We start from the raw sequence: 25,507 nt of genomic DNA on the forward strand, positions 1-25,507 counted from the left end.
GCGGGGCGTTTAGCCCGCGCTGCGGTGTTTGCGCTGGGCGGCGAAGAAGTCCGACCAGGACACCACGTCAGGGTGCTGCTTGAGCAGGGCGCGACGCTGACGCTCGGTCATACCGCCCCACACACCGAACTCCACCCGGTTGTCGAGGGCATCGGCGCCGCACTCGGCAATCACGGGGCAGTGCCGGCAGATGACTGCGGCCTTGCGCTGGGCTGCGCCGCGGACGAACAGCTCGTCGGGATCAGTCTGGCGACACCGGGCCTGCGAAACCCACGCAATACGGGCTTCTGCCTCTGCGCCGTGCAGAATGGACTCGGTAGCTGGATTCACCGTGGTCTTGCGTGCGGCGGGCTTGGTAACTGACACCAGCGATCCCCTTAGTTCTGGCCGCGCCCCGACAACGCAGACGGCTGATTCCCCGACGTCGATCACCTGAGTGCGATCTACGCCACACTGCGAGGGTCTTGTGTGACCTGTATCGCACTGCTCGCTCAATTTAGGTGGTCACCGGCGTTTTGCGCAATACGTTCGTGACCACTTTTTTGGGACAACCGTGCCGTCACGGCGGTACAGTGCGCGACCTCGGCGTTTGTCAGGTGCTGCCAGGAGTCAGGAGCGGGCGCTCGGCGGCTGAGCGCTGAGCGGGCGTCGCTAGTCTGTACCCATGCCGCAGGACGAGAGGGCCCGGCCGCCGCGGGCGGTCACGGTCATCAAGCTCGCCTGGTGCGTCCTTCTCGCCAGCGTCGTCGCCGCCGGATTGATGTTCCCCGTGGTCGGCGGGGTGGGTCTGATGTCCAACCGCGCCTCCGATGTGGTGGCCAACGGCTCGGCCCAGCTCGTCGAGGGTGAGGTGCCCCAGGTGTCGACGATGGTCGATGCCAAGGGCAACGTCATCGCCTGGCTCTACAGTCAGCGGCGCTTCGAGGTCCCGAGCGATCAGATCGCCAACACGATGAAGCTGGCGATCGTCTCGATCGAGGACAAGAGGTTTGCCGAGCACAACGGCGTGGACTGGCAGGGCACCCTGACGGGTCTCTCGGGTTACCTGTCGGGCAACCTCGACACCCGCGGCGGCTCGACGCTCGAGCAGCAGTACGTGAAGAACTACCAGCTGCTGGTGATCGCCCAGACCGACGCCGAGAAGCGCGCCGCCATCGAGACCACCCCGGCGCGAAAGCTGCGCGAGATCCGGATGGCGCTGACGCTGGACAAGACGTTCACCAAACCGGAGATCCTGACCCGCTACCTCAATCTGGTGTCCTTCGGCAACGGAGCCTTCGGTATCCAGGACGCGGCGCAGACCTACTTCGGCATCAACGCCTCGGAGCTGAACTGGCAGCAGGCCGCGCTACTGGCCGGCATGGTGCAGTCGACGAGCACGCTGAACCCGTACACCAACCCCGACGGGGCGTTGGCGCGGCGCAATCTGGTGCTCGACACGATGATCGCGAACATCCCCGACCAGGCCGACGCGTTGCGCGCCGCCAAGCAGGAGCCGCTCGGCATCCTGCCCACGCCGAAGGAATTGCCGCGCGGCTGTATCGCCGCCGGTGACCGGGCGTTCTTCTGTGACTACGCGCTTGACTACCTGGCTCGGGCCGGGATCAGCAAGGACCAGGTGGCCAAGGGCGGCTACCTGATCAAGACGACGCTGGACCCGGACGTGCAGAACACCGTGAAGTCGTCGATCACCAGCATCGCAGCGCCCGACCTGGACGGGGTCGCGAGCGTGATGAGCGTGATCCAGCCGGGTAAGGAGTCCCACCCCGTGCTGGCGATGGCCAGCAACAGGACCTACGGGCTGAACCTCGACGCCGGCGAGACGATGCAGCCGCAGCCCTTCTCCCTGGTGGGTGACGGCGCGGGATCGATCTTCAAGATCTTCACCACCGCCGCGGCCCTGGACATGGGGATGGGCATCAACGCCACGCTCGATGCGCCGTCGCGGTTCGAGGCCAAGGGGCTGGGCTCCGGCGGCGCCAAGGGCTGCCCCCCGGCGACGTGGTGTGTGCAGAACGCCGGCAACTACCGCGGCCAGATGAGCGTCACCGATGCGCTGGCGACGTCGCCGAACACGGCGTTCGCCAAGCTCATCGCGCAGGTCGGCGTGCAGCGCACGGTCGACATGGCGGTACGGCTGGGGCTGCGCTCCTACGCACTGCCCGGGACAGCACGCGACTACGATCCCGAGAGCAACGAAAGCCTCGCCGACTTCATCAAACGGCAGAACATCGGATCGTTCACGCTGGGCCCGGTCGAGGTGAACGCGCTGGAACTGTCCAACGTCGCCGCCACGCTCGCCTCCGGCGGCACGTGGTGCCCACCCAACCCGATCGCGCAGGTCCTGGATCGCCGCGGCGAAGAGGTCTCGGTGACGACGGAGACATGCGAGCAGGCGGTGCCCGAGGGCCTGGCCAACACGTTGGCCAATGCGATGAGCAAGGACGACCAGGGTGGGGGTACCGCAGCCGGCGCGGCGGGCTCGGTCGGCTGGAACCTGCCGATGTCCGGCAAGACCGGCACCACCGAGGCGCACCGCTCGTCGGGATTCCTCGGCTTCACCAACCATTTCGCGGCCGCGAACTACATCTACGACGATTCCAACTCCCCCGGCGAACTGTGCTCGTTCCCGCTCCGTCAGTGCGGTGACGGAAACCTGTTCGGCGGCAACGAGCCGGCCCGCACCTGGTTCACCGCGATGGAGCCCCTGACCACGCCGTTCACCGACGTCACGCTGCCGCCGACCGATCCCCGATACGTCGACGGGGCGCCCGGATCGCGAGTGCCAAGCGTGGCGGGGATGAGCCAGGACACCGCGCGGGCACGGCTGCGTGAGGCCGGTTTCCAGGTCGCCGATCAGGCCACCCCGGTGAACAGCGCGTCGTCTTACGGCACCGTCGTCGGGACGTCGCCGAGTGGGCAGACGGTGCCCGGGTCGATCATCACGATCCAGATCTCCAACGGCATCGCGCCGGCCCCGCCGCCGCCTCCGCCGGGTGCGCTACCTCCGGGCGCTCCGCCGCCTCCGGTCGGCGAGACCGTGATCAACATCCCGGGTCTGCCACCGATCACGGTGCCGGTGCTCGGCCCGCCGCCGCCCGCGCCGCCACCACCGCCCTGATCGGTGCGCGCCGCTCGCGGCACAGCCGGTGGCAGTACGCTTGAACGATGCCTGGTTCTCCTGGTTCGAAGGTGAAGACCGTCGCGAAGAACACCACCCTCGTGTCAGCCGGCACGCTCGTGGCCGGCATCGCCTACGCCTCGGTGATCGAACGCAACGCGTTCGTGGTGCGGGAGGCGACGATGCCGGTCCTGTCGCCGGGTTCGTCACCGCTGAAGGTGTTGCACATCAGCGACATTCACATGCGCCCCGGACAGCGCCGCAAGCAGGCCTGGCTGCGTGACCTGGCGAGCCTTCAGCCGGATCTGGTGGTCAACACCGGAGACAACCTGGCCCACCCGAAGGCCGTACCAGCGGTGGTGCAGGCCCTCGGCGACCTGTTGTCGGTGCCCGGGGTGTTCGTGTTCGGCAGCAACGACTATTTCGCGCCGCGGCTGAAGAACCCCGCCAACTATCTGACCAAGCCGACGCACCGCATCCACGGCGAACCGCTGCCCTGGCAGGACCTGCGCGCAGCGTTCACCGAGCGGGGCTGGCTGGACCTGACCCACACCCGGCGCGACCTCGACGTCGCGGGGTTGCGGATCGCCGCGGCCGGCGTGGACGACCCGCACCTGTCGCGGGACCGCTACGCCACCATCGAAGGAGCAGCCGATCCGACGGCGAACCTCACGCTGGGGTTGACGCACTCCCCCGAGCCGCGGGTGCTGGACCGTTTCGCTGCCGACGGTTATCAGCTGGTGATGGCCGGGCACACCCACGGCGGGCAGCTGTGCCTGCCGTTCTACGGCGCGATCGTCACGAACTGCGAACTGGATCGCTCACGGGTCAAAGGCCCGTCGCGGTGGGGCGCGCGGACCCAGCTGCACGTGTCGGCGGGTATCGGCACGTCGCCATTCGCCCCGCTGCGGTTCTGCTGCCGCCCGGAGGCGACGCTGCTGACGCTGGTGGCCGCACCGACGGGCGGCTCTGATGCGGGAAGTGTTGCCGGGCAATCGCATCCGACCGTATCGGCACGGTGAGCCACTCGGCCTCGTCCGCCGTGCAGGACCGGTCCCGTTCGTGGGTCGACAATGCTGTCCGGCTCATCGAGGCGGACGCACGCCGCAGCGCTGACACGCATCTGCTGCGCTATCCGCTGCCGTCACGGTGGGGGCACGATTGCGATCTCGCCCTGTACCTCAAGGACGAGAGCACCCACATCACCGGCAGCCTGAAGCATCGCTTGGCGCGCTCGCTGTTCCTCTATGCGCTGTGCAACGGGTGGATCTGCGAGAGCACGACGGTGATCGAGGCCTCGTCGGGCTCGACGGCGGTGTCGGAGGCATATTTCGCGTCGATGATCGGGCTGCCGTTCATCGCCGTGATGCCGGCATCGACGAGTGCTACCAAGGTCGCGTTGATCGAATCCCAGGGTGGCCGTTGCCATTTCGTCACCGAGTCAGCACAGGTGTATGCGGAGGCGCAGCGGCTGGCCGAGGAGACGGGCGGGCATTACCTCGACCAGTTCACCAACGCCGAGCGGGCCACCGACTGGCGCGGCAACAACAACATCGCCGAGTCGATCTTCGACCAGATGGTGCGCGAGACCCATCCGATCCCGGAATGGATCGTGGTGGGCGCAGGCACGGGCGGCACGAGCGCGACGATCGGCCGCTACCTGCGCTATCGCCGGCATCCGACACGGTTGTGCGTGGTCGACCCGGAGAACTCGGCGTTCTACCCGTCGTATGTGCGCGACGACCCGCACGTGGTCACCGGAAAGTCCTCACGCATCGAGGGCATCGGCCGGCCGCGGGTGGAGCCGTCGTTCCTGCCGGGGGTGGTCGACCGCATGGTGGTGGTGCCCGACGCGGCGTCGGTCGCGGCTGCGCACCACGTGAGCCGGGTGTTGGGCCGACGGGTGGGTCCGTCGACCGGGACGAATGTCTGGGGCGCTTTCAAGCTGCTGTGTGAGATGGCAGAGGCCGGCCGGTCCGGTTCGATCGTGACGCTCCTGTGCGACGGCGGCGAACGCTACGCCGACACCTACTTTCGCGAGGAGTGGCTGACCAGCCACGGGCTCGATCCGTCAGAACCGGCCGAGGTGCTCGCCGAGTTCGAACGGTCGGGCTGCTGGCCGTGATCCTGTGATCGCCGTGACAGCGGCGACAGGGGCCCGTCGGAGGTCAGAAACAGCCAGAGCGCTGCCAGCGCGAAGAAGCCCAGGTAGAGCGATGCACCCAGTCCGGTCATGACCTGCCTCGTTTCGGTCGTTGCTGTTCGTCAGTGTGCACAACGCCACTGACATACCCATTCCATCCCGCGGCGTGTCATGCGTTTGGCTTCACACCGGGGCCGTGCGATACGCTGTCGTGGCTTCACACGGGGTGTGGCGCAGCTTGGTAGCGTGCTTCGTTCGGGACGAAGAGGTCGTGGGTTCGAATCCCGCCACCCCGACAGCGACGACGCCCAAACCGATTGCCGGTTTGGGCGTTTCCTGTTTTCTCGAGCGCCGACGGGGGGATGGCCGGTGACCAGGGCGCGACGGCGCATCGCCGACGTCGGGGATGACCGCCTACGGCGCACGCGCCGACAGTGGGCGGCCGTGCTGATCGTGGCCCTGCTGTTCTTCGTCGCGGTCTATCTCCTGGCCGTCCAGACCACGCTGGGTCAGCGCGTCGAGGACGCCGCGCTGCGCGGCGCCGATCAGGTCGATCCCGAGCTGCACCGGGTCGCGTTGCGGGCGTTCCACACGATCACGGTCAGCTCTCAGATCGCCGCCACGGTGCTCGTCGCGGCGATCGGCCTGCTGCGGCGCCAGGTGTGGTTGGCGGTCGCGGGGGTGGGCGTGATCCTCGGCGGCCAGGCCGTCACGCAGATCCTGAAGTACCACGTGCTGTCCCGGCCGGACCTGATCGCGGCTGACGAGTCGTTCCTGGAGAACACGCTGCCCAGCGGACACACCACCGCGGCCATGTGCCTGTTGTTCGCGACGATGATCGTCATGCCCTACCGCTTCCGCGGTGTCGCCATGTTCTTGACGTTGACGTGGGCGGTGGGCATCGGTGCGTACACGGTCATCATCAAGGCACACCGGCTGTCGGACACGTTGGCCGCCGATGCGGTGGCGCTGATCGTGGCGTGCCTGGCCGCGCTGCTGCTGTCACGCACCGGTCGGATTCGCGCCGTGGTGTCCCCCAGTCCGCAGCGCTACGTCCTGCGCACGGTGTTCGTCGTCGCCGTCGGCGTCGTCGGCGCGGCATGCCTGGGCCTCGGCGGGGTCCAGATGCTGCACGCGGTGGCGGCCCACGTCGAGGACGAACCGACGTCGTGGCGGCTGTTCCTCAGCTCGCAGTGGTTGGCCGCCGCGGGGTCGATCGCGTCGGCGTTGCTGTTCTGGTGGACGTGGTACCGGCTGGAGACCAAGCGCCGCGGTGATCCGGTCGCGACGCGCTAGGCGGTCGGCTCGCCGCTGTCCTTGTCCACGTCCGGGGTGTCGCGGTCCGGGTCCTTCTCGGTGCCTTTCTCAGTGCCGGCGGCCTTGTCGGCGCTCGACCCGTCCTCGTCGTCGTAGATTCCGCTGCCTCGTGTCATCGAACCCTCCTCACGCCGCCGCGTTGCGCAGTTTTTCGAGCAGCGGGCCCGCCGCCTCGCTCAGGAACGCGTCCTGGGTGTCACCGCCGACCTGGACCAGCGCGATGTCGGTGAACCCTGCCTTCCAGTACTCCGAGACCGCGTCGACGATCGCGTCCAGGTCGGGTCCGCACGGGATCGAGTCCGCGGTGTCCTCGGGGCGGACGAACTGGGTGGCTCCGTCGAAGCCCATCGTGGTCGGGAGGTCGGCGTTGACCGCCCAGCCGCCGGCGAACCACCGGAACTGGTCGTGGGCCCGTTCGACGGCGGCGTCGCGGTCAGGGTCCCAGCTGATCGGGATCTGTCCGATCACGCGGACATCGCCGGGCAGTCCGGTGGCCCGGCGGGCATCGTGCCAGGCGTCGACGAGGTCCTTGTTGGGTTCGACCGCGATCAGATGGTCGGCCAGCGGGGCAAAGGCTTCGACTGAGCGGTCCCCGGAGACGGCCGCCGCGATCGGCACCGGCACCTCCGGTACATCCCAGATCCGGGCCGAGTCGACCTCGAAGTACTCGCCTTTCCAGTCGACGAGATCGCCGGTGTGCAGTTCGCGGATGATCTGGATCGCCTCGCGCAGCATCTCCTGACGGCGCGCGACCGTCGGCCACCGCTGCCCCACGACGTGCTCGTTGAGGTTTTCGCCCGTGCCGACGCCGAGGGTGAAGCGGCCGTCGGCAAGGATCTGCAGCGTCGCCGCCTTCTGCGCGACGACGGCGGGGTGATAGCGGATCGTCGGGCACGTCACGTACGTCATCAACTCGACACGTTCGGTCGCGTGTGCGACCGCACCTAGCACGGTCCACGCGTACGGCGCATGCCCCTGCGAGGCCAGCCAGGGGAAGTAGTGGTCACTGGAGACTTCGAAGTCGAAACCAGCCTGCTCTGCCGAAACTGCATAGTGGACAAGGTCTTTGGGTCCACTCTGCTCGGTCATCAGGGTGTAGCCGAATCGGGTCATGCGGCGGGAGTACCCGGGACGCCCGTGCCGAAACGGACCGCCCGGTGGGGGCCGCGTCGACAAGAGTCGGCGCGCTCGACAAGATGGTGATCATGACCTACGACGCCGGTGGATACGGACCGGCCCCCGGCTGGGGCCCTCCCACCGGCGCGCCCCCGGGCTACGGACCTCCCCCCGGTTACGGGCCTCCCCCGGGGTACGGCCCACCTCCCGGTTACGGGCCTCCTCCCGGGTACGGCCCACCTCCCGGCTACGGACCACCCCCCGGGTTCGGGCCTCCCCCGGGTTTCGGGCCGCCGGGCTACGGCCCCCCGCCGGTTCTGCGGCCGGGCATCGTGCCCCTGCGCCCTCTGTCTCTATCGGACATGTTCAACGGAGCATTCGCCTACATGAGGGCCAACCCCAAGGCCACCCTCGGGCTGACGACGATCGTCGTGGTCGCCGCGCAGGTGCTGGCCCTCATCCTGTCGCTGTGGCCGCTGGCACTGAGCGGCGACGTGGACCGGGCGATCGACAGCGCCGCGACCGGCGCCACCATGTTCGAGACCGGCGCGGGCATCGCGTCGCTTGTGTCCAGCCTCACCGCGGGAATCGCCACCGCCCTGTCGACGATCCTGCTCAGCGGCCTGCTGACCGTCGTCATCGGGCGCGCGATCTTCGGTGCCGGCATCACTATCGGTGAAGCGTGGCAGCGGCTGAAACCGCGCCTGTGGGCCTTGCTCGGCTTCACCATCCTGGAAGCGATCGCCGCGATCGTACTGATCGGCATCGTCGTCGCGATCGTCGCCGTGGTCGCGGCGTTCGGCAACGGGTGGGCGGCCTTCATGATCGCCGTACCACTGGGACTGGGACTCATCGCCGCGCTGCTCTACGGGGCGACGATGCTGGCTTTCACCCCGGCCGCGATAGTGCTGGAGCGCCGCGACATCGTCTCGGCGGTCCGCCGCTCGTTCGAGCTGATCCGCGGTGACTTCTGGCGCGTGCTGGGCATCCGGCTGCTCGCGATGCTCGTCGCCCAACTGGTCGCCGGCGCCGTTGCCATCCCGTTCAGCTTCGGCGGGCAGGTCCTTCTGACCACGGGGGGCAGCGTGTCGGCCGCGATGGTCGCACTGGTCATCATCGCCGTCGGCGGTGCGGTCGGCCAGATCATCACCGGCCCGTTCAACGCGGGAATCGTGGTGCTGCAATACACCGATCGCCGCATCCGGGCCGAGGCGTTCGATTTGGTGCTGCAGACCGGCGCCGTTCAGACACCGACGGCGCACTCCACCGACGACCTGTGGCTGAGCGGCCGGCGGTGACGTGGCGCCGATCGACATCGACCGCGACGCAGCCCGGGACGCGGCACAGAACGAACTGTCCAAGGCCATCTATCCGCGTCCGTCGCTGACCGACCAGTTCCTCGCCTGGCTCGACCGTCTCCTCTACCGCATCACCGCCGATGCGGCGTCGCTGCCGGGCGGCTGGGTCACCGTCACGGTGCTGGTGCTGCTCGCCATCGCGGCTGTCCTGATCGTGGTGCGCATCGCACGACGAGCCATGCGCAGCAGCAGAACCGGTGCGGCCGACGAGCTGTTCGCGGGCCACATCCTCAGTGCCGCCGAGCACCGCGCGGCCGCGCAGCGCCATGCGGCGCAGGCGGACTGGACCCCGGCGATCCAGCACCGACTGCGCGCCGTGGCCCGTCAACTCGAAGAAGACGAGGTGCTCAGCGCGGCAGTCGGTCGCACAGCGACCGAGCTGGCCCACGATGCAGGCCGCGCCATGCCCGAGTTGGCGTCTCACTTCGACTCTGCCGCAGCAGCGTTCAACGATGTCAGCTACGGCGGGGTGGCCGGCACCGAAGAGCGGTACCGGATGGTGAGTGCCCTCGATGACGCACTGGGCGGGCGAGCACGAGCGGGTTCCGCCGCGGCAGCGTCCTCGGCGCGACCCCCCTGGGCTCCAGTGCGATGACGACCGCGATCGGCCCCACGCTCGGGCAGCAGTGGAAGACCTGGCGGTGGGTCCTGCTCGCCCTGGCCGCCGTCATCGCGATCGCGACGCTGAGCACCTGGCTCACCGCTCCCCGCCCCGGCGGACCGCTGGAACCCGCGTCGACGTCCCCCGACGGCACACGCGCTCTGGTCACCCTGTTGCGCGACAACGGAATCGACGTCGTGGTCGCCGACTCCGTGGCGGACGTCGAGCGCGCCGCCCGACCGGACACCCTGCTGGTGGCCGGGCAGACCTTCTGGCTCTACGACGACGACCAGCTGCGCCGGCTCGCCGCGGTGCCCGGCGACCGGTTGCTCCTCGCACCGATCGGCAAGACGCGCGAGGCCCTCGCACCTGCGGTGCGCAGCGGTGACGCCACCGAATTCGGTGGCCTGGCGCCGGGATGCGACCTGCGTGAAGCGGAGCGGGCGGGGTCAGTGCAGTTCGGCGCAGCCGACACGTTCGAGCCGGCCGGCTCCGCGGCGGTGACCCGCTGCTACGGCGGGGTGCTGGCCCGATACGAGGACGACGGCCGGACCGTCACCGTGGTGGGTGACTCCAGCTTCCTGACCAATTCCGCTCTGCTCGACGAGGGCAACGCCGCACTGGCGATGAATCTGACCGGCGCCCGCCCCACGGTGATCTGGTACGCGCCTCAACGCGGTGAGGGCGCCGGCGCGTCGGGCGACGCCAGCATCATGGACCTCATTCCGGACCAGGTGATGTGGGTGGTCGCCCAGCTCGTGGTTGCCGTCGCGGTCGTGGCGCTCTGGCGGGGCCGACGGGTGGGGCCGCTGGTCGCCGAGCCGTTGCCGGTGGTCGTGCGCGCCTCGGAGACGGTGGAGGGCCGCGGGAGGTTGTACCGGTCCAGACGGGCCCGCGATCGGGCCGCCGATGCGCTGCGCTCGTCGGCCCGGCAGCGTCTCATGCCCCGGCTGGGCCTGAGGCCCGATGCCGCCCCGGCGACCGTCGTCGCGGCCGCAGCGCAGCGCTGCGGTCAGGACCCACAGGGGGTCGCCCATATCCTGTACGGGCCGCCGCCGGAGAGCGACACCGAGCTGGTGGCCCTGGCCCGCGCACTCGACGACATCGAAAGGCAGGTCGCGCAGTCGTGACACAGCCCAGCACAGCAGATGACTCCGAGCAGGGGGCCCGCACCGCGCTGATGGCTCTGCGCGCCGAGATCGGCAAGGTCGTCGTCGGCCAGGACGCGGTGGTCAGCGGTCTCGTCGTCGCGCTGCTCTGCCGCGGCCACGTCCTGCTCGAGGGCGTTCCGGGTGTCGCGAAGACGCTGCTGGTGCGAACCTTGGCAGCGGCGCTGCAGCTGGAGTTCAAGCGGGTGCAATTCACCCCGGATCTGATGCCCGGCGATGTCACCGGTTCGCTGGTCTACGACGCCCGCACCGCCGAGTTCACGTTCCGCGCCGGGCCGGTGTTCACGAATCTGCTTCTGGCCGACGAGATCAACCGCACCCCGCCCAAGACGCAGGCCGCTCTGCTGGAAGCGATGGAGGAGCGTCAGGTCAGCGTCGACGGTGATCCCCGGGCGCTACCCGATCCGTTCATCGTCGCCGCCACCCAGAATCCGATCGAGTACGAGGGCACCTACCAACTGCCGGAGGCTCAGCTGGATCGGTTCCTGCTCAAGCTCGACATTCCGCTGCCACCACGCGATCAGGAGATCGCGATCCTCGACCGGCACGCTCGCGGGTTCGATCCGCGCGACCTGTCGGCGGTGCGTCCGGTGGCGGGGCCCGCCGAACTGGCGGCCGGCCGCGAGGCCGTCCGGCGTGTGCTGGTCGCCGACGAGGTGCTCGGCTACATCGTCGACATCGTCGGCGCCACAAGGCATTCCCCGTCGCTGAAGCTCGGGGTGTCCCCTCGTGGCGCCACGGCACTGATGGCCACGGCACGGTCGTGGGCGTGGCTGTCGGGCCGCAACTACGTCACCCCCGACGACGTCAAGGCGATGGCCCGGCCGACGCTGCGGCACCGGGTGGCGCTGCGCCCGGAAGCCGAGTTGGAGGGCGCGAGCACCGACGGCGTGCTCGACGGCATTCTCGCTGCCGTGCCGGTGCCCCGCTGGTGATCCTGACCGGGCGCACGGGGCTGATCGCCGCGGTGTGCGCGGTGCCGGTCGGGTTGTCACCCGCTCCCGCAATGACTTTCGTTGTCCTGCTCGCGGCGCTGGCCGTCGGTGTGCTCGTCGATGTCGTGCTGGCCGGCAGCCCGCGCGCGTTGGAATTCACCCGCGGCGGGGCCGGATCGGCCAGGTTGGGCCAGCCGGTCGAGACCAGTCTGCACGTCGTCAACCGCGGCCGGTCCCGCTTCCGGGGCGTCGTGCGGGACGCCTGGGCGCCGAGCGCAGCCGCCGCGCCACGCATCCAGGCAGTGGATCTTGCTGTCGGACAGTCTTTGTCGATCATCACGACATTGAATCCGGTTCGCCGTGGCGACCAGGTGGCCGGGCCGGTGACGGCCCGGTCCGTCGGTCCGCTGGGATTGGCGGGCCGGCAGGGGTCACACCGGGTCGCCGGCGAGGTCCGGATCCTGCCGCCGTTCCTCTCGCGCAAGCACCTGCCGTCGCGGCTGGCTAGGCTCCGCGAACTCGACGGCGCGACACCGGCGTTGATCCGCGGTCAGGGCAGTGAGTTCGACTCGCTGCGGGAGTACGTGGTCGGCGACGACATCCGCTCGATCGACTGGCGGGCCACTGCCCGGCGCGCCGACGTGGTGGTGCGCACGTGGCGGCCCGAGCGGGACCGGCGGGTGGTGATCGTGCTGGACACAGGGCGGACGTCGGCGGGGCGGGTCGGTGTCGATCCCACGGCGGCCGAACCGGTCGGCTGGCCGCGGCTGGACTGGTCGATGGATGCCGCGCTGCTGCTGGCGGCGCTGGCGGCCCGCGCGGGCGATCACGTCGACTTCCTGGCACACGATCGGGTCACGCGGGCTGCGGCGTTCAACGCGTCGCGCAGCGATCTGCTGGCCCAGCTGGTCGAGGCGATGGCGCCGCTGGAGCCGGCGCTGGTGGAGTCCGATGCGCGGGCGATGGTGGCAGCGGTGCTGCGGCGGGTGCGGCGCCGCGCGCTCGTGGTGCTGTTGACGGACCTGAACGCCACCGCGATCGACGAGGGGCTGATGGGGGTGCTCGGGCAGTTGACGGCCAAGCATCAGGTGCTGCTGGCCGCGGTGTCCGATCCGCGGGTGGATGCGCTGGCGGCGGGCCGGGCGGATGCGGTCGAGGTGTACGACGCCGCGGCGGCCGAGCGGGCCCGGGGCGAGCGGCGCGACATCGCGTCGCGGTTGCGGAGCCGCGGCGTCGACGTGGTCGACGCCCCGCCCGAGGACCTGGCGCCGGCGCTGGCCGATCACTACCTGGCGATGAAGGCCACCGGCCGCCTGTAAGGGCTCACCTTTTTCCGGCGAGAAGACGCAATCTCCTGCGTTTTGCGGCGTGTCCACGCGAGTTCGCGTCTGCTCGCGGGGGAGAACCTTATCCCCACAGCCGCTTCCATCCCCAGCTGACGCGATTGGTGCGCCACACCCCCGCCACATCGGCCCCACGATGGCGCCATGCACCCAGGGCTCGAGGATCTGTTCGCGCGTCACGCGGGGTTCGTCGACACCGCAACACTTCTCACCGTCGTCACCCGCTCACGGCTCGACCGTATGGTGACGCGCGGCGAGCTGATTCGCGTGCGCCACGGCATGTACAGCCGAGAGACCCCCGATCGAACGGGTCGGCTCGCAGCGCTGGACCGCCACCTGGGCCAACCGACCGTCGCATGCCTCGGGACAGCGGCCGCGCTGTACGGCTTCGACACCGAGGGTACGACGACCACGCATGTACTGGACCCCGGCATTCGTTTGCGACCGAACCTCGGGCTGATGGTGCACCAGCGCCTGGGCGCACCGCTGAAGCGAGTGGACGGACGGCTGGCGACGGCGCCGGCGTGGACCGCGGTGGAAGTCGCTCGCATGCTGCCGCGACCGCGGGCGCTCGCAACGCTCGATGCGGCCTTGCATTCAGGATCGTGTACGCCCGAGGAGATCGCGGATGCGATCGCCGAGCAGAAGGGGCGGCGCGGCATCGTCGCCGTTCGTGCTCTGGCACCGCTTGCCGACCGCCGCGCCGAGTCGCCGATGGAGAGCGAGGCCCGCCTGGTCATGATCGACGGGCGGCTGCCACGCCCGGAACTGCAGTACGAGATCGAGGGATGGCGCGTCGATTTCGCCTGGCCTGACCACGGGGTCGTCGCGGAATACGAGAGCGTCGACTGGCATTCGGGCCGGCTCGAGATGCTCCGTGACAAGGCACGCTTCGCTGCGATCCAACAGCTCGGGTGGACGGTCATTCCAATCGTGGCTGCCGACGTGCGCGTGTATCCCGAGAGGCTCGTCGACCGGATCGCCACACATCTGGATCGCAACACCCCCGCGAGGAGACGCAAACTCGCGTGAAACATGCCCAAAACGCGCGAGTTCACGTCTTCTCGCCGGGAGAACTCAGCCCGTCGGTACGTAATCGGGGGCGTCGTCGATGTCCCCGGTCTCGCCGCGGCGCACGGCGCGACGGCCGAAATACACCACGTAGCCGATGAAACAGGCTTCGGCAGCCACGCCGATCGCGATGCGCACAAACGTCGGCAGCCCCGACGGCGTGACGAACGCCTCGATCAGCCCCGCGATCGCGAGCACCGCGACCAGCCCCAGAGCCACCGAGATCATCGACCGGCCCTGCTCGGCGAGCACCTGCGCGCGCGGCCGATCCCCCGGCGAGACCACCGACCAGCCCAGCCGCATACCCGCGGCCGCCGCCAAGAAGACCGCGGTCAATTCGATCAGCCCGTGCGGGGTGATCAGCCCGAGGAAGATGTCGCCGCGGCCGGCACCGAACATCACCCCGGCGAGCACGCCGAAGTTGAGCGCGTTCTGAAACAGGATGTACGGGATCGGGATTCCGAGCAGGATCGCGGCCACCACGCACTGCGCAGCGATCCAGGCATTGTTGGTCCAGACGCTGAACGCGAAGGATGCCGCGGGGTGCTCGCTGTAGTAGGCCGCGAACTCCGTGTTGACCAGCTGCTCGATTTCACTCGGCGTGCCGATGGTGGCCTGCACCTCGGGAGTGCCGGCCACCCACACCGCCAACGCCACGGACACGATGAAGAACGCGACCGCGGTGCCCGCCCACCACCGCCACGTTCGGTACGCGACGACGGGGAACGACACCGTCCAGAACCGCACGAACTCCCGCCATAGTGGGGCGTGCGCGCCCGTGACGACCGACCGGGCCCGTGCCACCAGGCTGGAGAGCTTGCCGACGAGGACGGCGTCGGCCGACGACGACCGCACCATCGACAGGTGCGTGGAGACCCGCTGGTAGAGCTCCACCAGTTCGTCGGCTTCGGCGCCGGTGAGCCGCCTGCGTCGCTTCACCAGATGGTCGAGGCGATCCCACGCCGGCCGGTGCGCCAGCACGAACGCGTCGACATCCACCCCGCCGACTTTAGTAGCGTGGCGTCATGGCCAGTCCGCAGCAACCGGTGGTGACCGGTGACGCGGTCGTTCTCGACATCCAGATCGCCCAGTTGCCGGTGCGCGTCGTGTCGACGGTGATCGACGTCGTCGTCGTGGTGATCGCCTACGTCCTGGGTGTGCTGCTGTGGGCGCTGACGCTCTCGCAGTGGGATTCTGCGCTCTCCGACGCGGTCCTGATCGTGTTCACGGTGCTCGCCCTGGTCGGGTATCCGCTGATCTTCGAAACCGCCACCCGGGGTAGGTCGCTCGGCAAGATGGCGATGGGTCTGCGCGTGGTGTCCGACGATGGCAGTCCAGAACGCTTCCGGCAGGCCCTTTTTCGCGCTCTGTCCGGCGTGCTGGAGATCTGGATGCTGACCGGCGGCCCCGCCGTGATCTGCAGTCTCGTCTCACCGCAGGGCAAGAGGATCGGCGACATCTTCGCCGGCACTGTCGTGATCACCGAGCGCGGGCCGCGGATGGCACCGCCGCCGATGATGCCACCGCAGCTCGCCCCCTGGGCGTCTGCACTCGAGCTGTCCGCGCTGAGGCCCGAAACCGTCGAGCTGGCACGGCAATACCTCACCCGAGTACACCAGCTCGCGCCTCGGGTGCGCGACGAGATGGCCGGCCGCATCACCGGTGAGGTGGTCGCGCAGATCACTCCGCCGCCTCCACCGGGCACTCCGGCCGGCCAGGTGCTCGCCGCGGTGCTCGCCGAGCGTCACCGCCGGGCCCTGCAGCGTTTGCAGCCGCCCACCTACTGACGAACCACGCCGACCATCGTCGCAACGGCGGCCGCCAGGCTCGTGACCGTCCGCACGTGGTTCCACGACGTCCAGCTCGCGAGGTAGGCCTGCCACACGTCGGGAGTGGCGGCGGCCGCGTCGAGCCCGTCGTTCAGAGGCACGTTGGCCACCACGGTGACGACCGCGCCCGCCACCCCGAGCACGGCACCGGCCACCAGCCACCCCCGCCCGGGCGGCGAGGCCACCACCGCCATCACGCCCATCGCGACGGCCAGCAGCGCGGCGCCGAAGTACGCGAGCAGGAACACGCCGTTGGTCTGCGCCGTGGCGTTGATTCCGCGCATCGCCGCGATGGCGTTCTGCGGGCCGGCGCGATCGAGGCCGGCCATCACGAACGTCGAGAAGACGAGCATCATGCCGCCGGCGGCGGCACTGGCCACCGCGGAGACGGAGGAGACGACGGTCAGGGCGCTGCTGGTCATGGACCCCAGTCAACGCACCGAAGTCGAGACGATCCATAGCTCAAACCCGCATACACATCATCGATCGTCTACGCTGCGATCCATGGATGCTCTGGCCGGCTTACTGGACGGCATCCACGCCCGGGGCGCGTTCGTCCTTCGGATGCGGCTGGACCCGCCGTGGTCGATGCGCGTGTGCGACGAGGCGCCGCTGACGATCATCTGCCAGACGCACGGCACAGCCGTCATCGTCCCCGTCGACGGGCAGCCGATCGAGCTGACGGCCGGCCAGCTGGCGCTCACGCGCGGCACGGAGCCCTATGTCTTCGCCGACGACGCCGGCACTCCGCCGATGATCGTCATCCACCCCGGTCAGCGCTGCACGACGGTGTCCGGGGACGACCTGCGTTTCGAGATGTCGCTGGGCGTGCGCACCTGGGGCAACAGCAGCACCGGCGCCAGCCGATCGGTGATCGGGGCCTACGAGGGGTACAGCACGGTGGGCGCCCGTCTACTCGACGCGCTACCCGCGGTGGCCGTGATGCCGGCCGACGCGTCGCTGGTCGCGTTGCTGTCCGACGAGGCGGGGCGCGACGGCCCCGGCCAGGAGTCGTATCTGGACCGACTGCTGGATCTACTGCTGATCACCGCGGTCCGCACCTGGTTCGATTCCGAGGGCGCCGCGCCGCCGTGGTGGCGCGCCGAGCACGACGGCATGATCGGGCCCGCGCTGAAATTGATGTACCGCAACCCTTCTCATCCGTGGACGGTCGAGCTGCTGGCCGCCGCGGTCGGTTGTTCTCGGGCCGCGTTCGCCCGCCGGTTCACCGATCTGGTCGGTGAGCCGCCGATCGCCTTCCTGACGGGGTGGAGGCTCGCGCTGGCGGCCGATCTGCTGCGCTCCGGCGCCACGGTGGCGGCGGTGGCCCGGCAGGTGGGGTACGGCAGTCCGTTCGCGCTCAGTACGGCGTTCAAGCGGGCGTACGGCATCAGCCCCCACGCGCACCGGAGCGCGACAGCGTGACTAGCCCGGAATCCAGTTGCCGTGGAATCCATAGGGAACCCGTTGCGGGAGAACGATTCTGGCAACGGGCGTGCCGGTGAAGTCGGCTGCGTCGATGATCACGAGATCGCTGCCATCGCGCGCAGGGTCGTAGACATAGGCCAGGTACCAGCCGCTGCTCTCGTCGGCGGAACCGTCGGCGGGCACGAAGACCGCTTCACCGGGGACGCCAGGTGAGGCCGCCGTGCCGAAGCGGTGTTCCTGCGTGGCGCCGGAGACGAGGTCGTGGCGGAGGAGGCTCGAGCCGGCGACCGACACCGAGTAGCGGGCAGGCAGCGTCACCAGGCGATCGTCGATCCTCGGGAACTCCACCTCCCTGTCGTCGAGCTGCGCCTCGGTGACAGTCCCTCGCTGCATGTCGATCGTCCATGTCCACATCACGGCTTTGGGACCGAAATCGCTTCCTTCGCGCCATAATTCGGGGTAGCGCACCGCCTGCAGGCACAACCCCTCCGCGGTGTCGTGGGCGTTGACGACGTGGAACACGTAGCACGGGTCGATGTCGAACCATCGCACCTCACCGAACGGGTCCGCGCGGCGCAGCACCCCCAGCCGGGCCCCGTAGTCGTCGTCCCAGCGGAACGGCATGCTGCCGCCCATCGCGGCCTGGAGATTGAACACCACGGGAAGGTCCATGAAGACAACATGATCCGCAGTCAGCGCGAAGTCGTGCATCATCGTCATCGCGGGTACGTCGACGGGTCGGTTGATCACCAGCTCACCGGAGGCATCGGCGCGGTGATAGGTGACGTTGGGGCCGAGCAGGTTTCCGTATCCGAAGAAGTGCAGTTCGCCGGTGGTCGGGCAGATCTTGGGGTGAGCGGTCATCGCGTCGACGAGCTTGCCGCCGAAGTCGTAGGCGCCGACGGTCTCCAGCTCGGTGCTGATCTCGTACGGCAGTGAGGATTCCACGAGCGCCAGGGTTCTGCCGGCGTGGTTGACGATGTGGGTGTTCGCGACGCTGGAGCGCAGGTTGCGACTGCCGTCGGGGTTGTACACACCGAACGGCTCGTCGAAGCTGTCGGTGCGCACCCACCGGTTGCGGTACCACGCCGCCCTCCCGCCCTCGATGCGCACGCCGTGGACCATCCCGTCCCCGGTGAACCAGTGCCCGCCGTCGGCGCGGGGGTTGGGGCCGTTGCGCAAGTACCAGCCCGACAGGTCGGTGGGGATCGCACCCTCGACGGGCAGGTCGAAAGCGGTGAGTTCGTCGGGCACGGGCGCGTAGTTGCCGGTGCGGAACGTGTCGACGGATAGGGACGCGGGCTCGGCGTCGGTGTCGGTCATCACACCAGCCTGACAGCCCGCGCCGAAACTGAACGTTGCATCTCGATACTTCTCGATATATCGTCAATGCATCGGAGCGCACATAGCAGCTCCTTCCCCCTACACCGTGAGGACATCACCATGAACACCCCATTCACCCCACCTGAGCGCGGCTTCGGTTTCGGCTTCCCCGGCCAACACGGCCCGCAGGGACCCCACGGCCCGCATGACCTGCGCGGCCCCCAGGACCGGCGCGGTCTGCACGAACAGCGGCGTCACGCACGCCGTGAATTCCGCGACCACCTGCGTGAACACCGCGGTCAGGCCGGCTTCGGATTCGGCCCCTTCGCGCCGGGCGGACCCGGCGTGCCCGGGTTCGGACCCGGATTCGGCCCCGGTCCGTTCGGCTTCGGTGCCGGCGGGCGCGGCGGCGGACGGCGCGGCGGCGGTCGCGGCCGACGCGGTGACGTGCGCGCGGCGATTCTCGCCCTGCTGGCAGAGCGGCCGATGCACGGCTACGAGATGATCCAGGAGATCGACGCCCGCAGCCAGCAGCTGTGGAAGCCGAGCCCCGGCTCGGTGTATCCCACGCTGCAGCTGCTCGTCGATGAGGGTCTGCTGGTGGCCACCGAATCCGAGGGCAGCAAGAAGCTGTTCGAGCTGACCGACGAGGGTCGCGCTGCCGCGGAGAAGGTCGAGACCCCGCCGTGGGACGAGATCACCTCGGGCGCCGATCCGACCGCCATGGGCCTGCGCACCGCCGTGGGCCAGCTGATGGGAGCGATCGCGCAGTCCGCGCACGCCGCCACCAGTGAGCAGCAGCAACGCATCGTCGAGATCGTCAACACCGCGCGACGCGAGATCTATCAGGTCCTCGGCGAGGACTGAGCAGTCGATCCGGCGCGGTTTCTTTCCCAAAAGCGGAAGAAACCGCGCCGGTTCTGCGTCACTAGAGACCATGCAGACGTTCAAGCTCGGGGATCATGTCGTCGGACGCGTCGGATTCGGCGCGATGCAGCTGCCCGGGCCTGGCGTGATGGGTCCGCCCCGCGACCACGACCAGGCCATCGCAGTTCTGCGAAGGGCACTCGAGCTGGGCATCAACCACATCGACACGGCCCAGTTCTACGGGCCGAATGTCGCCAATGAGCTGATCCGCGAGGCGCTTCACCCCTATCCCGAGGACCTGGCCCTGGTCAGCAAGGTCGGCGCTCGCCGCGACGAGCAGGGCAACTGGAACCCCGCCCAGCAGCCCGACGAGCTGCGCGCCGACATCGAACAGAACCTCGAGACGCTGGGCACGGACCGCATCGCCGCGGTCAACCTGCGCATCCACTCCGGTGATCCGAACAGCGTCGGGCCGGTCGACGCCGACCTGTTTCCCCGCCAACTCGACGCGATGATCGCAGCCCGTGACGAGGGGTTGATCGAGGGCATCGGGTTGAGCAGCGCATCGGAGGAGCACCTGCGCATCGCGTTGGACAAGACCGAGATCGTCACGGTGCAGAACGCCTACAACCTCGTCGACCGCAGGTCCCAGTCGGTTCTGGAGCTGTGCAACGAACACGGCATCTCGTTCGTGCCGTTCTTCCCGCTCGGATCGGCGTTCGCGGCCGACAACCCGGTCCTCGGCCACCCGGCCGTGCGCGCCGAAGCGGAGAAGCTCGGACGCACACCGGCACAGATCGCGCTGGCCTGGACGCTGTCGGTCGCCCCGAACGTGCTGCTGATCCCGGGGACGTCGTCGGTGGCGCACCTGGAGGACAACACCGCGGTCGCCGACATCGAGCTCGACGCGGAGACGAAGAAGGCTCTGGACGCCGCCGCATAAGGAGCGCCTCGCCTGCGATTCTTGGTTTCACCGCCGGCGGCAATACCATTGACGTCATCATGACGACCAGTACCGCCGGGTCCCGGCCCGATCAGTTGTCGGCCGAGGCGCAGCGCAGGCGGACCTTTGCCGTCATCAGTCATCCCGACGCCGGCAAGTCGACGCTGACCGAGGCGTTGGTGCTGCACGCCAAGGCCATCACGGAGGCCGGCGCCATCCACGGCAAGGCGGGCCGCCGCTCGACAGTGTCGGACTGGATGGAGATGGAGAAGGCGCGCGGCATCTCGATCACGTCGACGGCGCTGCAGTTCCCGTACGTGACGAAGACCGGCAACACCTGCGTGATCAACCTGCTCGACACCCCGGGTCACGCCGACTTCTCCGAGGACACCTACCGCGTGTTGACCGCTGTCGACTCGGCGGTCATGCTCATCGACGCGGCCAAGGGCCTGGAGCCGCAGACGCTCAAGCTGTTTCAGGTCTGCCGGCACCGCCGCATCCCGATCATCACCGTGATCAATAAGTGGGACCGCCCGGGCCGGTATGCGCTGGAACTGATCGATGAGATCCAGACGCGCATCGGGCTCAAACCGACTCCGCTGACGTGGCCGGTCGGCATCGCCGGCGATTTCAAAGGCGTGCTGGACCGCCGTACCGGCACCTACATCCGCTTCACCCGCACCGCCGGCGGCGCCACCGCCGCGCCGGAGGAGCACATCGACGCCGACAAGGCGCACGACGCCGCGGGTGTGGACTGGGATACCGCGGTCGAGGAGTCGGAGTTGCTCAGCGCCGACGACGCCGATTTCGATCCGGAGACGTTCCGCGACTGCACGTCGAGCCCGGTGCTCTTCACCTCGGCGGCGCTGAACTTCGGGGTGAACCAGCTGCTCGACGTGCTCGCCGAGCTCGCCCCACCACCGTCGGGTGCGCTCGATGCCGACGGCAATCGCCGCGAGGCGACGTCGCCGTTCAGCGCGTTCGTGTTCAAGGTCCAAGCCGGCATGGACTCCGCGCACCGCGACCGGATCGCTTATGCGCGAGTGTGTTCGGGCACGTTCGAACGTGGTGACGTGCTGACCCATGCGGCGACGGGCAAGCCGTTCGTCACCAAGTACGCGCAGACGGTGTTCGGTCAGCAGCGCTCCACGTTGGACACCGCGTGGCCCGGCGATGTCATCGGTCTGGCGAACGCGGCGGCGCTACGCCCGGGTGACACGCTGTATTCCGAAGTGCCCGTGGTCTATCCGCCGATTCCGAGCTTCTCGCCCGAATACTTCGCGGTCGCGCGGGGCAAGGATCCGAGCAAGCACAAGCAGTTCCGCAAAGGTATCGAGCAGCTGGACCAGGAAGGCGTGGTGCAGGTGCTGCGCTCTGATCGCCGCGGCGAGCAGGCGCCGGTGCTGGCGGCGGTCGGGCCCATGCAGTTCGAGGTGGCCACCCACCGGATGGCAGCAGAGTTCGGCGCCCCGATCACGCTGGAATCGTTGCCCTACACCGTCGCTCGTATCACTGACGCCGACGGCGCCGAGGTGCTGCAGAAGCTGGCCTCGGTCGAGGTGTTGACCCGCAGTGACGGTGCGCTGCTGGCGGTCTTCTCGACGAAGTGGCGGCTGGAGAACGTGGCGCGGGAGAACCCGACGGTGATGCTGCGGTCGCTGGTCGCCGCCGGCGACAACTAGTCCATGGGGGCCAGCACTACCTGAGGACTGCGGGTAGCGGCGTGGTCGGATACGGCCCTCGCGCGGGAGCATCGTCTCGTCAACACTTGGAGGAGACGAGCGATGAACACTGATGTCCGGCAGGATCTGGTGCTGTCCCACGCGCAGCTGACCGCCGAGGTGGAGGTCGAGTTCGACCATGTGAATATCGCCCAGTGGCTGCAAGCACTACCCACCCACGAGTACCAGCGCTGCGCGCCGGGGGACCACAAAGCCGCGGGTTACACCGTCGATGACGACGGCACACCGATGTCGATCAACGTGGAGATGATCGGCAGCGGACTTGTCGTGCAGCAGTACCGGTTCGACGTCGCCGAACCGCACTACTGCAAGATGGTGTCGCTGTCCGATGTGCTGACTCCGCTGGGCTGGACCACCACCCAGGTCATCTGGGAGCTGCGAATGGAACGCCTGGACGAAAATCACTGCCGGTACACGAACACCGTGACATCCCACCCCACTGAACATTTCCTCGCGTTCATCGCCGAGCACGGTCAGACCTTCGAGGAGGCGGCCGCGGCGCGCCAGGAGGCATCGGGTCGCCACTGCGCCGTCGAGACGCCCTTGTATGCCGAAAGCATTGCCCGCCAGGCCGCGTCGCGCTCCGGATCGACGGTCAAGGCAGCGTCGTGACGTCGGCCATCGTTTTCGACACGCCCGGCGGGCCCGACGTCCTGCAGTGGCGCCCCGTCGACGTGCCGGCCCCCGGTGGTCGCGAGGTGGTGATCGCCGTTGCTGCGGCCGGCGTCAACAACGCCGACCTCCTCCAGCGCAGGGGCCGTTATCCGCTGCCGGCCGGTGCTTCTCACGTCCTCGGGCTCGAGTGCGCGGGCACTGTCGTCGCCGTCGGGGCCGACGTCGGCGAGTGGTCGATCGGCGATCCGGCGTGTGCACTGCTCGACGGTGGCGGATACGCCGAGCAGGTAGTCGTGGCCGCAGATCAGCTACTTCCGATCCCGGCGGGTCTGTCCCTCGTCGAAGCGGCCGCCGTCCCCGAGGTGGCGTGCACTGTCTACTCCAATCTGGCGATGGTCGCCGGACTTCGCGCGGGCGACGCTGTGCTCATCCACGGCGCCGGCGGAGGCATCGGGACATTCGCGGTGCAGTGGGCCCGCGCCATCGGCGCATACGTCATCACCACCGCCGGTAGCGACGAAAAGGTCAGCCATGGAAAGGCCCTCGGCGCACAGACGGCCATCAACTATCGCACTGAAGACTTCGTTGCGGTCACCCTGGATGCCACGGACGGACGGGGTGTCGACGCAGTCTTGGACGTCGTCGGGGCTGACTATCTGGACCGCAACATCACCTGCCTCGCTCCGGACGGTCACCTCGTGGTCATCGGCGGAGCAATGGAACCGGCGCCGCTCGACCTGGGTGCGCTGATGGTGCGGCGCGCCAGCGTCACCGCGACCATGCTGCGCGGCCGGCCCGCCGAGCAGAAGGCGGCGATCGTCGCCGGTGTACGCCGAGACGTGTGGCCGCTGTTCGAGGCCGGTGCCATCCGCGTCGTGGTCGACACCGAGGTGCCGCTGCGCGACGCAGCGCATGGTCACGAACTGCTGGAATCCGGCCGCACCGTCGGTAAGGTCGTGTTGACCAACAACAACGGCTGATCAGTCACGGCCTAATCCACGTCGACCCAGTCCAACGTGCGGGACACCGCTTTCTGCCAGCCCGCGTAGCCATCGGCGCGCTGCTCGTCGGACCAGTCCGGCGACCAGCGTTTGCCCTCTTGCCAATTCGCGCGCAGATCGTCGGCGCCGTCCCAGAAGCCGACGCCGAGGCCCGCGGCGTAGGCCGCGCCCAGCGCCGTGGTCTCGGCGACCACGGGCTTCACCACGTCGACGCCGAGCACGTCGGCCTGGATCTGCATGCACAGGTCGTTGGCGGTGATGCCGCCGTCGACCTTGAGCACCTCCAGGTGCACGCCCGAGTCGGCCTCCATCGCATCGACGACGTCGCGGCTCTGATAGCAGATCGCCTCGAGCGTCGCGCGGGCAACGTGTGCGTTGGTGTTGTAGCGGGAGAGCCCAACGATCGCGCCGCGCGCATCCGAACGCCAATACGGTGCAAAGAGACCCGAGAACGCGGGCACGAAGTAGACGCCGCCGTTGTCGGAGACCTGACGGGCCAGGGACTCGCTCTGCGATGCGCCGCTGATGATGCCGAGCTGGTCGCGCAGCCACTGCACCGCTGAGCCGGTCACCGCGATCGAACCCTCCAGGGCGTACACGGGTTTCGCGTCGCCGAACTGGTAGCAGACCGTGGTCAGCAGGCCGTTGTCGGAGCGGACGATCTTCTCGCCGGTGTTGAGCAGCAGGAAATTGCCTGTGCCGTAGGTGTTCTTGGCCTCGCCTTCGGAGAGGCACACCTGACCGACCATCGCCGCCTGCTGATCACCGAGGATTCCGGTGATCGGGATCTCCCCGTCGGCCGGACCGGTGTCCAGTGTCATCCCGAACGGTTCGGTCACCGAGGACGGGCGGATCTCGGGCAGCATCTGACGGGGAATGTCGAAGAACGACAGCAGCTCGTCGTCCCAGTCGAGTGTTTCCAGGTTCATCAGCATGGTGCGGCTGGCGTTGGTCACGTCGGTCACGTGCACGCCGCCGCGGTGCCCTCCGGTCAGGTTCCACAGCACCCACGTGTCGGTGGTGCCGAAGATCGCGTCGCCCTTCTCGGCATCGGCACGCACCCCGTCGACGTTGTCGAGAATCCACTGCACCTTGCCGCCGGCGAAGTACGTGGCCGGCGGCAGCCCGGCCTTACGGCGGATGATGTCACCGCGTTCGTCGCGGTCCAAGGCGGAGGCGATGCGGTCGGTGCGGGTGTCCTGCCACACGATCGCGTTGTGGTACGGACGTCCCGTTTTGCGATTCCACACCAGCGACGTCTCGCGCTGATTGGTGATGCCCAGTGCAGCGAGATCGACGGCAGACAGGTTCGTCTTGTTCAGCGCTGTGGCCACCACCGATCCGGTGCGCTCCCAGATCTCCACGGGGTTGTGCTCGACCCATCCGGCCCGGGGCAGGATCTGCTCGTGCTCGAGTTGATGGCGGCCCACCTCGGCGCCGTCGTGGTCGAAGATCATGCACCGGGTGCTGGTGGTGCCCTGGTCGATTGCAGCGACGAAGTCGGCCATCCGTCCATGATGAACCACGACGATGAACCACGGGACCCGCTGATCGGCCGAACGCCCGGCCGGGTCGCGCTAGAGTG

General features: G+C 68.8%; 24 protein-coding genes and 1 tRNA gene. 18 read left to right on the forward strand and 7 right to left on the reverse strand.

The genetic code is table 11. From position 1 onward, the window contains the following. Positions 1 to 9: 9 nt before the first annotated feature. Positions 10 to 366, reverse strand: coding sequence for a WhiB family transcriptional regulator (locus tag ACZYYX_RS00590; RefSeq protein ID WP_463812467.1), 357 nt, complete (start codon positions 364 to 366; stop codon positions 10 to 12). A 298-nt stretch (positions 367 to 664) separates the two neighbouring features. Here ACZYYX_RS00590 and ponA2 point away from each other — a divergent pair, with 298 nt between their 5' ends. The 5 genes from ponA2 (at position 665) to ACZYYX_RS00615 (ending at position 6,560) form a co-directional block, all read left to right on the forward strand. After that, positions 665 to 3,121 carry a transglycosylase/D,D-transpeptidase PonA2 gene (ponA2, locus tag ACZYYX_RS00595; RefSeq protein ID WP_463812468.1) on the forward strand — a complete coding sequence of 819 codons (2,457 nt, stop codon included), beginning with the start codon at positions 665 to 667 and terminating at the stop codon, positions 3,119 to 3,121. A 47-nt stretch (positions 3,122 to 3,168) separates the two neighbouring features. After that, a complete protein-coding gene (locus ACZYYX_RS00600) occupies positions 3,169 to 4,143 on the forward strand; it encodes a metallophosphoesterase (RefSeq protein WP_463812469.1) in 975 nt (324 codons plus the stop codon). Continuing rightward, entirely contained in the window at positions 4,140 to 5,246 is a 1,107-nt protein-coding gene (cds1, locus tag ACZYYX_RS00605) for an L-cysteine desulfhydrase Cds1 (protein WP_463812470.1), read from the forward strand. The genes ACZYYX_RS00600 and cds1 overlap by 4 nt, the downstream gene beginning before the upstream one ends. Positions 5,247 to 5,486: 240 nt before the next feature. Beyond that, positions 5,487 to 5,560 (forward strand) — tRNA-Pro (locus ACZYYX_RS00610). A 73-nt stretch (positions 5,561 to 5,633) separates the two neighbouring features. After that, positions 5,634 to 6,560 (forward strand): phosphatase PAP2 family protein, encoded by a 927-nt coding sequence (locus ACZYYX_RS00615; protein ID WP_463812471.1) that lies wholly within the window; start codon positions 5,634 to 5,636, stop codon positions 6,558 to 6,560. On the opposite strand, the gene ACZYYX_RS00620 is transcribed toward ACZYYX_RS00615, so the two are convergent. Both ACZYYX_RS00620 and ACZYYX_RS00625 read right to left on the reverse strand, forming a co-directional pair. Further along, positions 6,557 to 6,697 carry a hypothetical protein gene (locus ACZYYX_RS00620; protein WP_463812472.1) on the reverse strand — a complete coding sequence of 47 codons (141 nt, stop codon included), beginning with the start codon at positions 6,695 to 6,697 and terminating at the stop codon, positions 6,557 to 6,559. The two genes, ACZYYX_RS00615 and ACZYYX_RS00620, sit on opposite strands and share 4 nt — an antisense overlap. A gap of 10 nt (positions 6,698 to 6,707) precedes the next feature. Next, the gene (locus ACZYYX_RS00625; protein ID WP_463812473.1) at positions 6,708 to 7,694 is read right to left on the reverse strand and encodes an LLM class F420-dependent oxidoreductase; all 987 of its coding nucleotides are present in this window, start codon (positions 7,692 to 7,694) and stop codon (positions 6,708 to 6,710) included. Positions 7,695 to 7,786: 92 nt separating this feature from the next. On the opposite strand from ACZYYX_RS00625, the gene ACZYYX_RS00630 reads away from it, so the two are divergent. The 6 genes from ACZYYX_RS00630 to ACZYYX_RS00655 all read left to right on the forward strand — a co-directional run bounded on the left by ACZYYX_RS00630 (position 7,787) and on the right by ACZYYX_RS00655 (position 14,135). After that, on the forward strand, positions 7,787 to 8,995 hold the full coding sequence (locus tag ACZYYX_RS00630) for a DUF7847 domain-containing protein (RefSeq protein ID WP_463814746.1): 1,209 nt from the start codon (positions 7,787 to 7,789) through the stop codon (positions 8,993 to 8,995). Position 8,996: 1 nt separating this feature from the next. Next, a complete protein-coding gene (locus ACZYYX_RS00635; RefSeq protein ID WP_463812474.1) occupies positions 8,997 to 9,650 on the forward strand; it encodes a DUF4129 domain-containing protein in 654 nt (217 codons plus the stop codon). Then, positions 9,647 to 10,786: a DUF4350 domain-containing protein gene (locus tag ACZYYX_RS00640; protein ID WP_463812475.1), complete on the forward strand. Its 1,140-nt coding sequence runs from the start codon at positions 9,647 to 9,649 to the stop codon at positions 10,784 to 10,786. The genes ACZYYX_RS00635 and ACZYYX_RS00640 overlap by 4 nt, the downstream gene beginning before the upstream one ends. Positions 10,787 to 10,836: 50 nt before the next feature. Then, a complete protein-coding gene (locus ACZYYX_RS00645; protein ID WP_463814747.1) occupies positions 10,837 to 11,760 on the forward strand; it encodes an AAA family ATPase in 924 nt (307 codons plus the stop codon). Further along, complete coding sequence (locus ACZYYX_RS00650) at positions 11,757 to 13,079, forward strand: DUF58 domain-containing protein (protein WP_463812476.1); 1,323 nt, start codon at positions 11,757 to 11,759, stop codon at positions 13,077 to 13,079. Before ACZYYX_RS00645 ends, ACZYYX_RS00650 begins: the two co-directional genes overlap by 4 nt. A gap of 168 nt (positions 13,080 to 13,247) precedes the next feature. Then, a complete protein-coding gene (locus ACZYYX_RS00655) occupies positions 13,248 to 14,135 on the forward strand; it encodes a hypothetical protein (RefSeq protein ID WP_463812477.1) in 888 nt (295 codons plus the stop codon). A gap of 45 nt (positions 14,136 to 14,180) precedes the next feature. Here the strand turns inward: ACZYYX_RS00655 and ACZYYX_RS00660 are convergent, their stop codons facing one another. Next, entirely contained in the window at positions 14,181 to 15,173 is a 993-nt protein-coding gene (locus ACZYYX_RS00660; RefSeq protein WP_463812478.1) for a stage II sporulation protein M, read from the reverse strand. Positions 15,174 to 15,199: 26 nt separating this feature from the next. On the opposite strand from ACZYYX_RS00660, the gene ACZYYX_RS00665 reads away from it, so the two are divergent. After that, on the forward strand, positions 15,200 to 15,961 hold the full coding sequence (locus ACZYYX_RS00665) for an RDD family protein (protein WP_463812480.1): 762 nt from the start codon (positions 15,200 to 15,202) through the stop codon (positions 15,959 to 15,961). Here ACZYYX_RS00665 and ACZYYX_RS00670 read toward each other — a convergent pair. Beyond that, positions 15,955 to 16,425, reverse strand: coding sequence for an anthrone oxygenase family protein (locus ACZYYX_RS00670; RefSeq protein WP_463812481.1), 471 nt, complete (start codon positions 16,423 to 16,425; stop codon positions 15,955 to 15,957). The genes ACZYYX_RS00665 and ACZYYX_RS00670 overlap by 7 nt on opposite strands. A gap of 82 nt (positions 16,426 to 16,507) precedes the next feature. On the opposite strand from ACZYYX_RS00670, the gene ACZYYX_RS00675 reads away from it, so the two are divergent. Further along, the gene (locus ACZYYX_RS00675; RefSeq protein WP_463812482.1) at positions 16,508 to 17,428 is read left to right on the forward strand and encodes an AraC family transcriptional regulator; all 921 of its coding nucleotides are present in this window, start codon (positions 16,508 to 16,510) and stop codon (positions 17,426 to 17,428) included. Here ACZYYX_RS00675 and ACZYYX_RS00680 read toward each other — a convergent pair whose 3' ends face one another. Beyond that, entirely contained in the window at positions 17,429 to 18,754 is a 1,326-nt protein-coding gene (locus ACZYYX_RS00680; protein ID WP_463812483.1) for a carotenoid oxygenase family protein, read from the reverse strand. Between the two features lie 120 nt (positions 18,755 to 18,874). Here ACZYYX_RS00680 and ACZYYX_RS00685 point away from each other — a divergent pair, with 120 nt between their 5' ends. From ACZYYX_RS00685 to ACZYYX_RS00705, 5 genes are all read left to right on the forward strand, one after another. After that, a complete protein-coding gene (locus ACZYYX_RS00685) occupies positions 18,875 to 19,621 on the forward strand; it encodes a PadR family transcriptional regulator (protein WP_463812484.1) in 747 nt (248 codons plus the stop codon). A 70-nt stretch (positions 19,622 to 19,691) separates the two neighbouring features. Beyond that, positions 19,692 to 20,564 carry an oxidoreductase gene (locus ACZYYX_RS00690; RefSeq protein ID WP_463812485.1) on the forward strand — a complete coding sequence of 291 codons (873 nt, stop codon included), beginning with the start codon at positions 19,692 to 19,694 and terminating at the stop codon, positions 20,562 to 20,564. Positions 20,565 to 20,623: 59 nt separating this feature from the next. Then, entirely contained in the window at positions 20,624 to 22,246 is a 1,623-nt protein-coding gene (locus ACZYYX_RS00695; RefSeq protein WP_463812486.1) for a peptide chain release factor 3, read from the forward strand. Between the two features lie 102 nt (positions 22,247 to 22,348). After that, positions 22,349 to 22,918, forward strand: coding sequence for a hypothetical protein (locus tag ACZYYX_RS00700; protein WP_463812487.1), 570 nt, complete (start codon positions 22,349 to 22,351; stop codon positions 22,916 to 22,918). Next, positions 22,915 to 23,901, forward strand: a complete 987-nt coding sequence (locus ACZYYX_RS00705; protein WP_463812488.1) for an NAD(P)H-quinone oxidoreductase — start codon at positions 22,915 to 22,917, stop codon at positions 23,899 to 23,901. The genes ACZYYX_RS00700 and ACZYYX_RS00705 overlap by 4 nt, the downstream gene beginning before the upstream one ends. A gap of 11 nt (positions 23,902 to 23,912) precedes the next feature. On the opposite strand, the gene glpK is transcribed toward ACZYYX_RS00705, so the two are convergent. Beyond that, positions 23,913 to 25,430, reverse strand: a complete 1,518-nt coding sequence (glpK, locus tag ACZYYX_RS00710; RefSeq protein ID WP_463812489.1) for a glycerol kinase GlpK — start codon at positions 25,428 to 25,430, stop codon at positions 23,913 to 23,915. Between the last annotated feature and the right edge of the window lie 77 nt (positions 25,431 to 25,507).

It is taken from the genome of Mycobacterium sp. IDUB_1, from assembly GCF_055419625.1.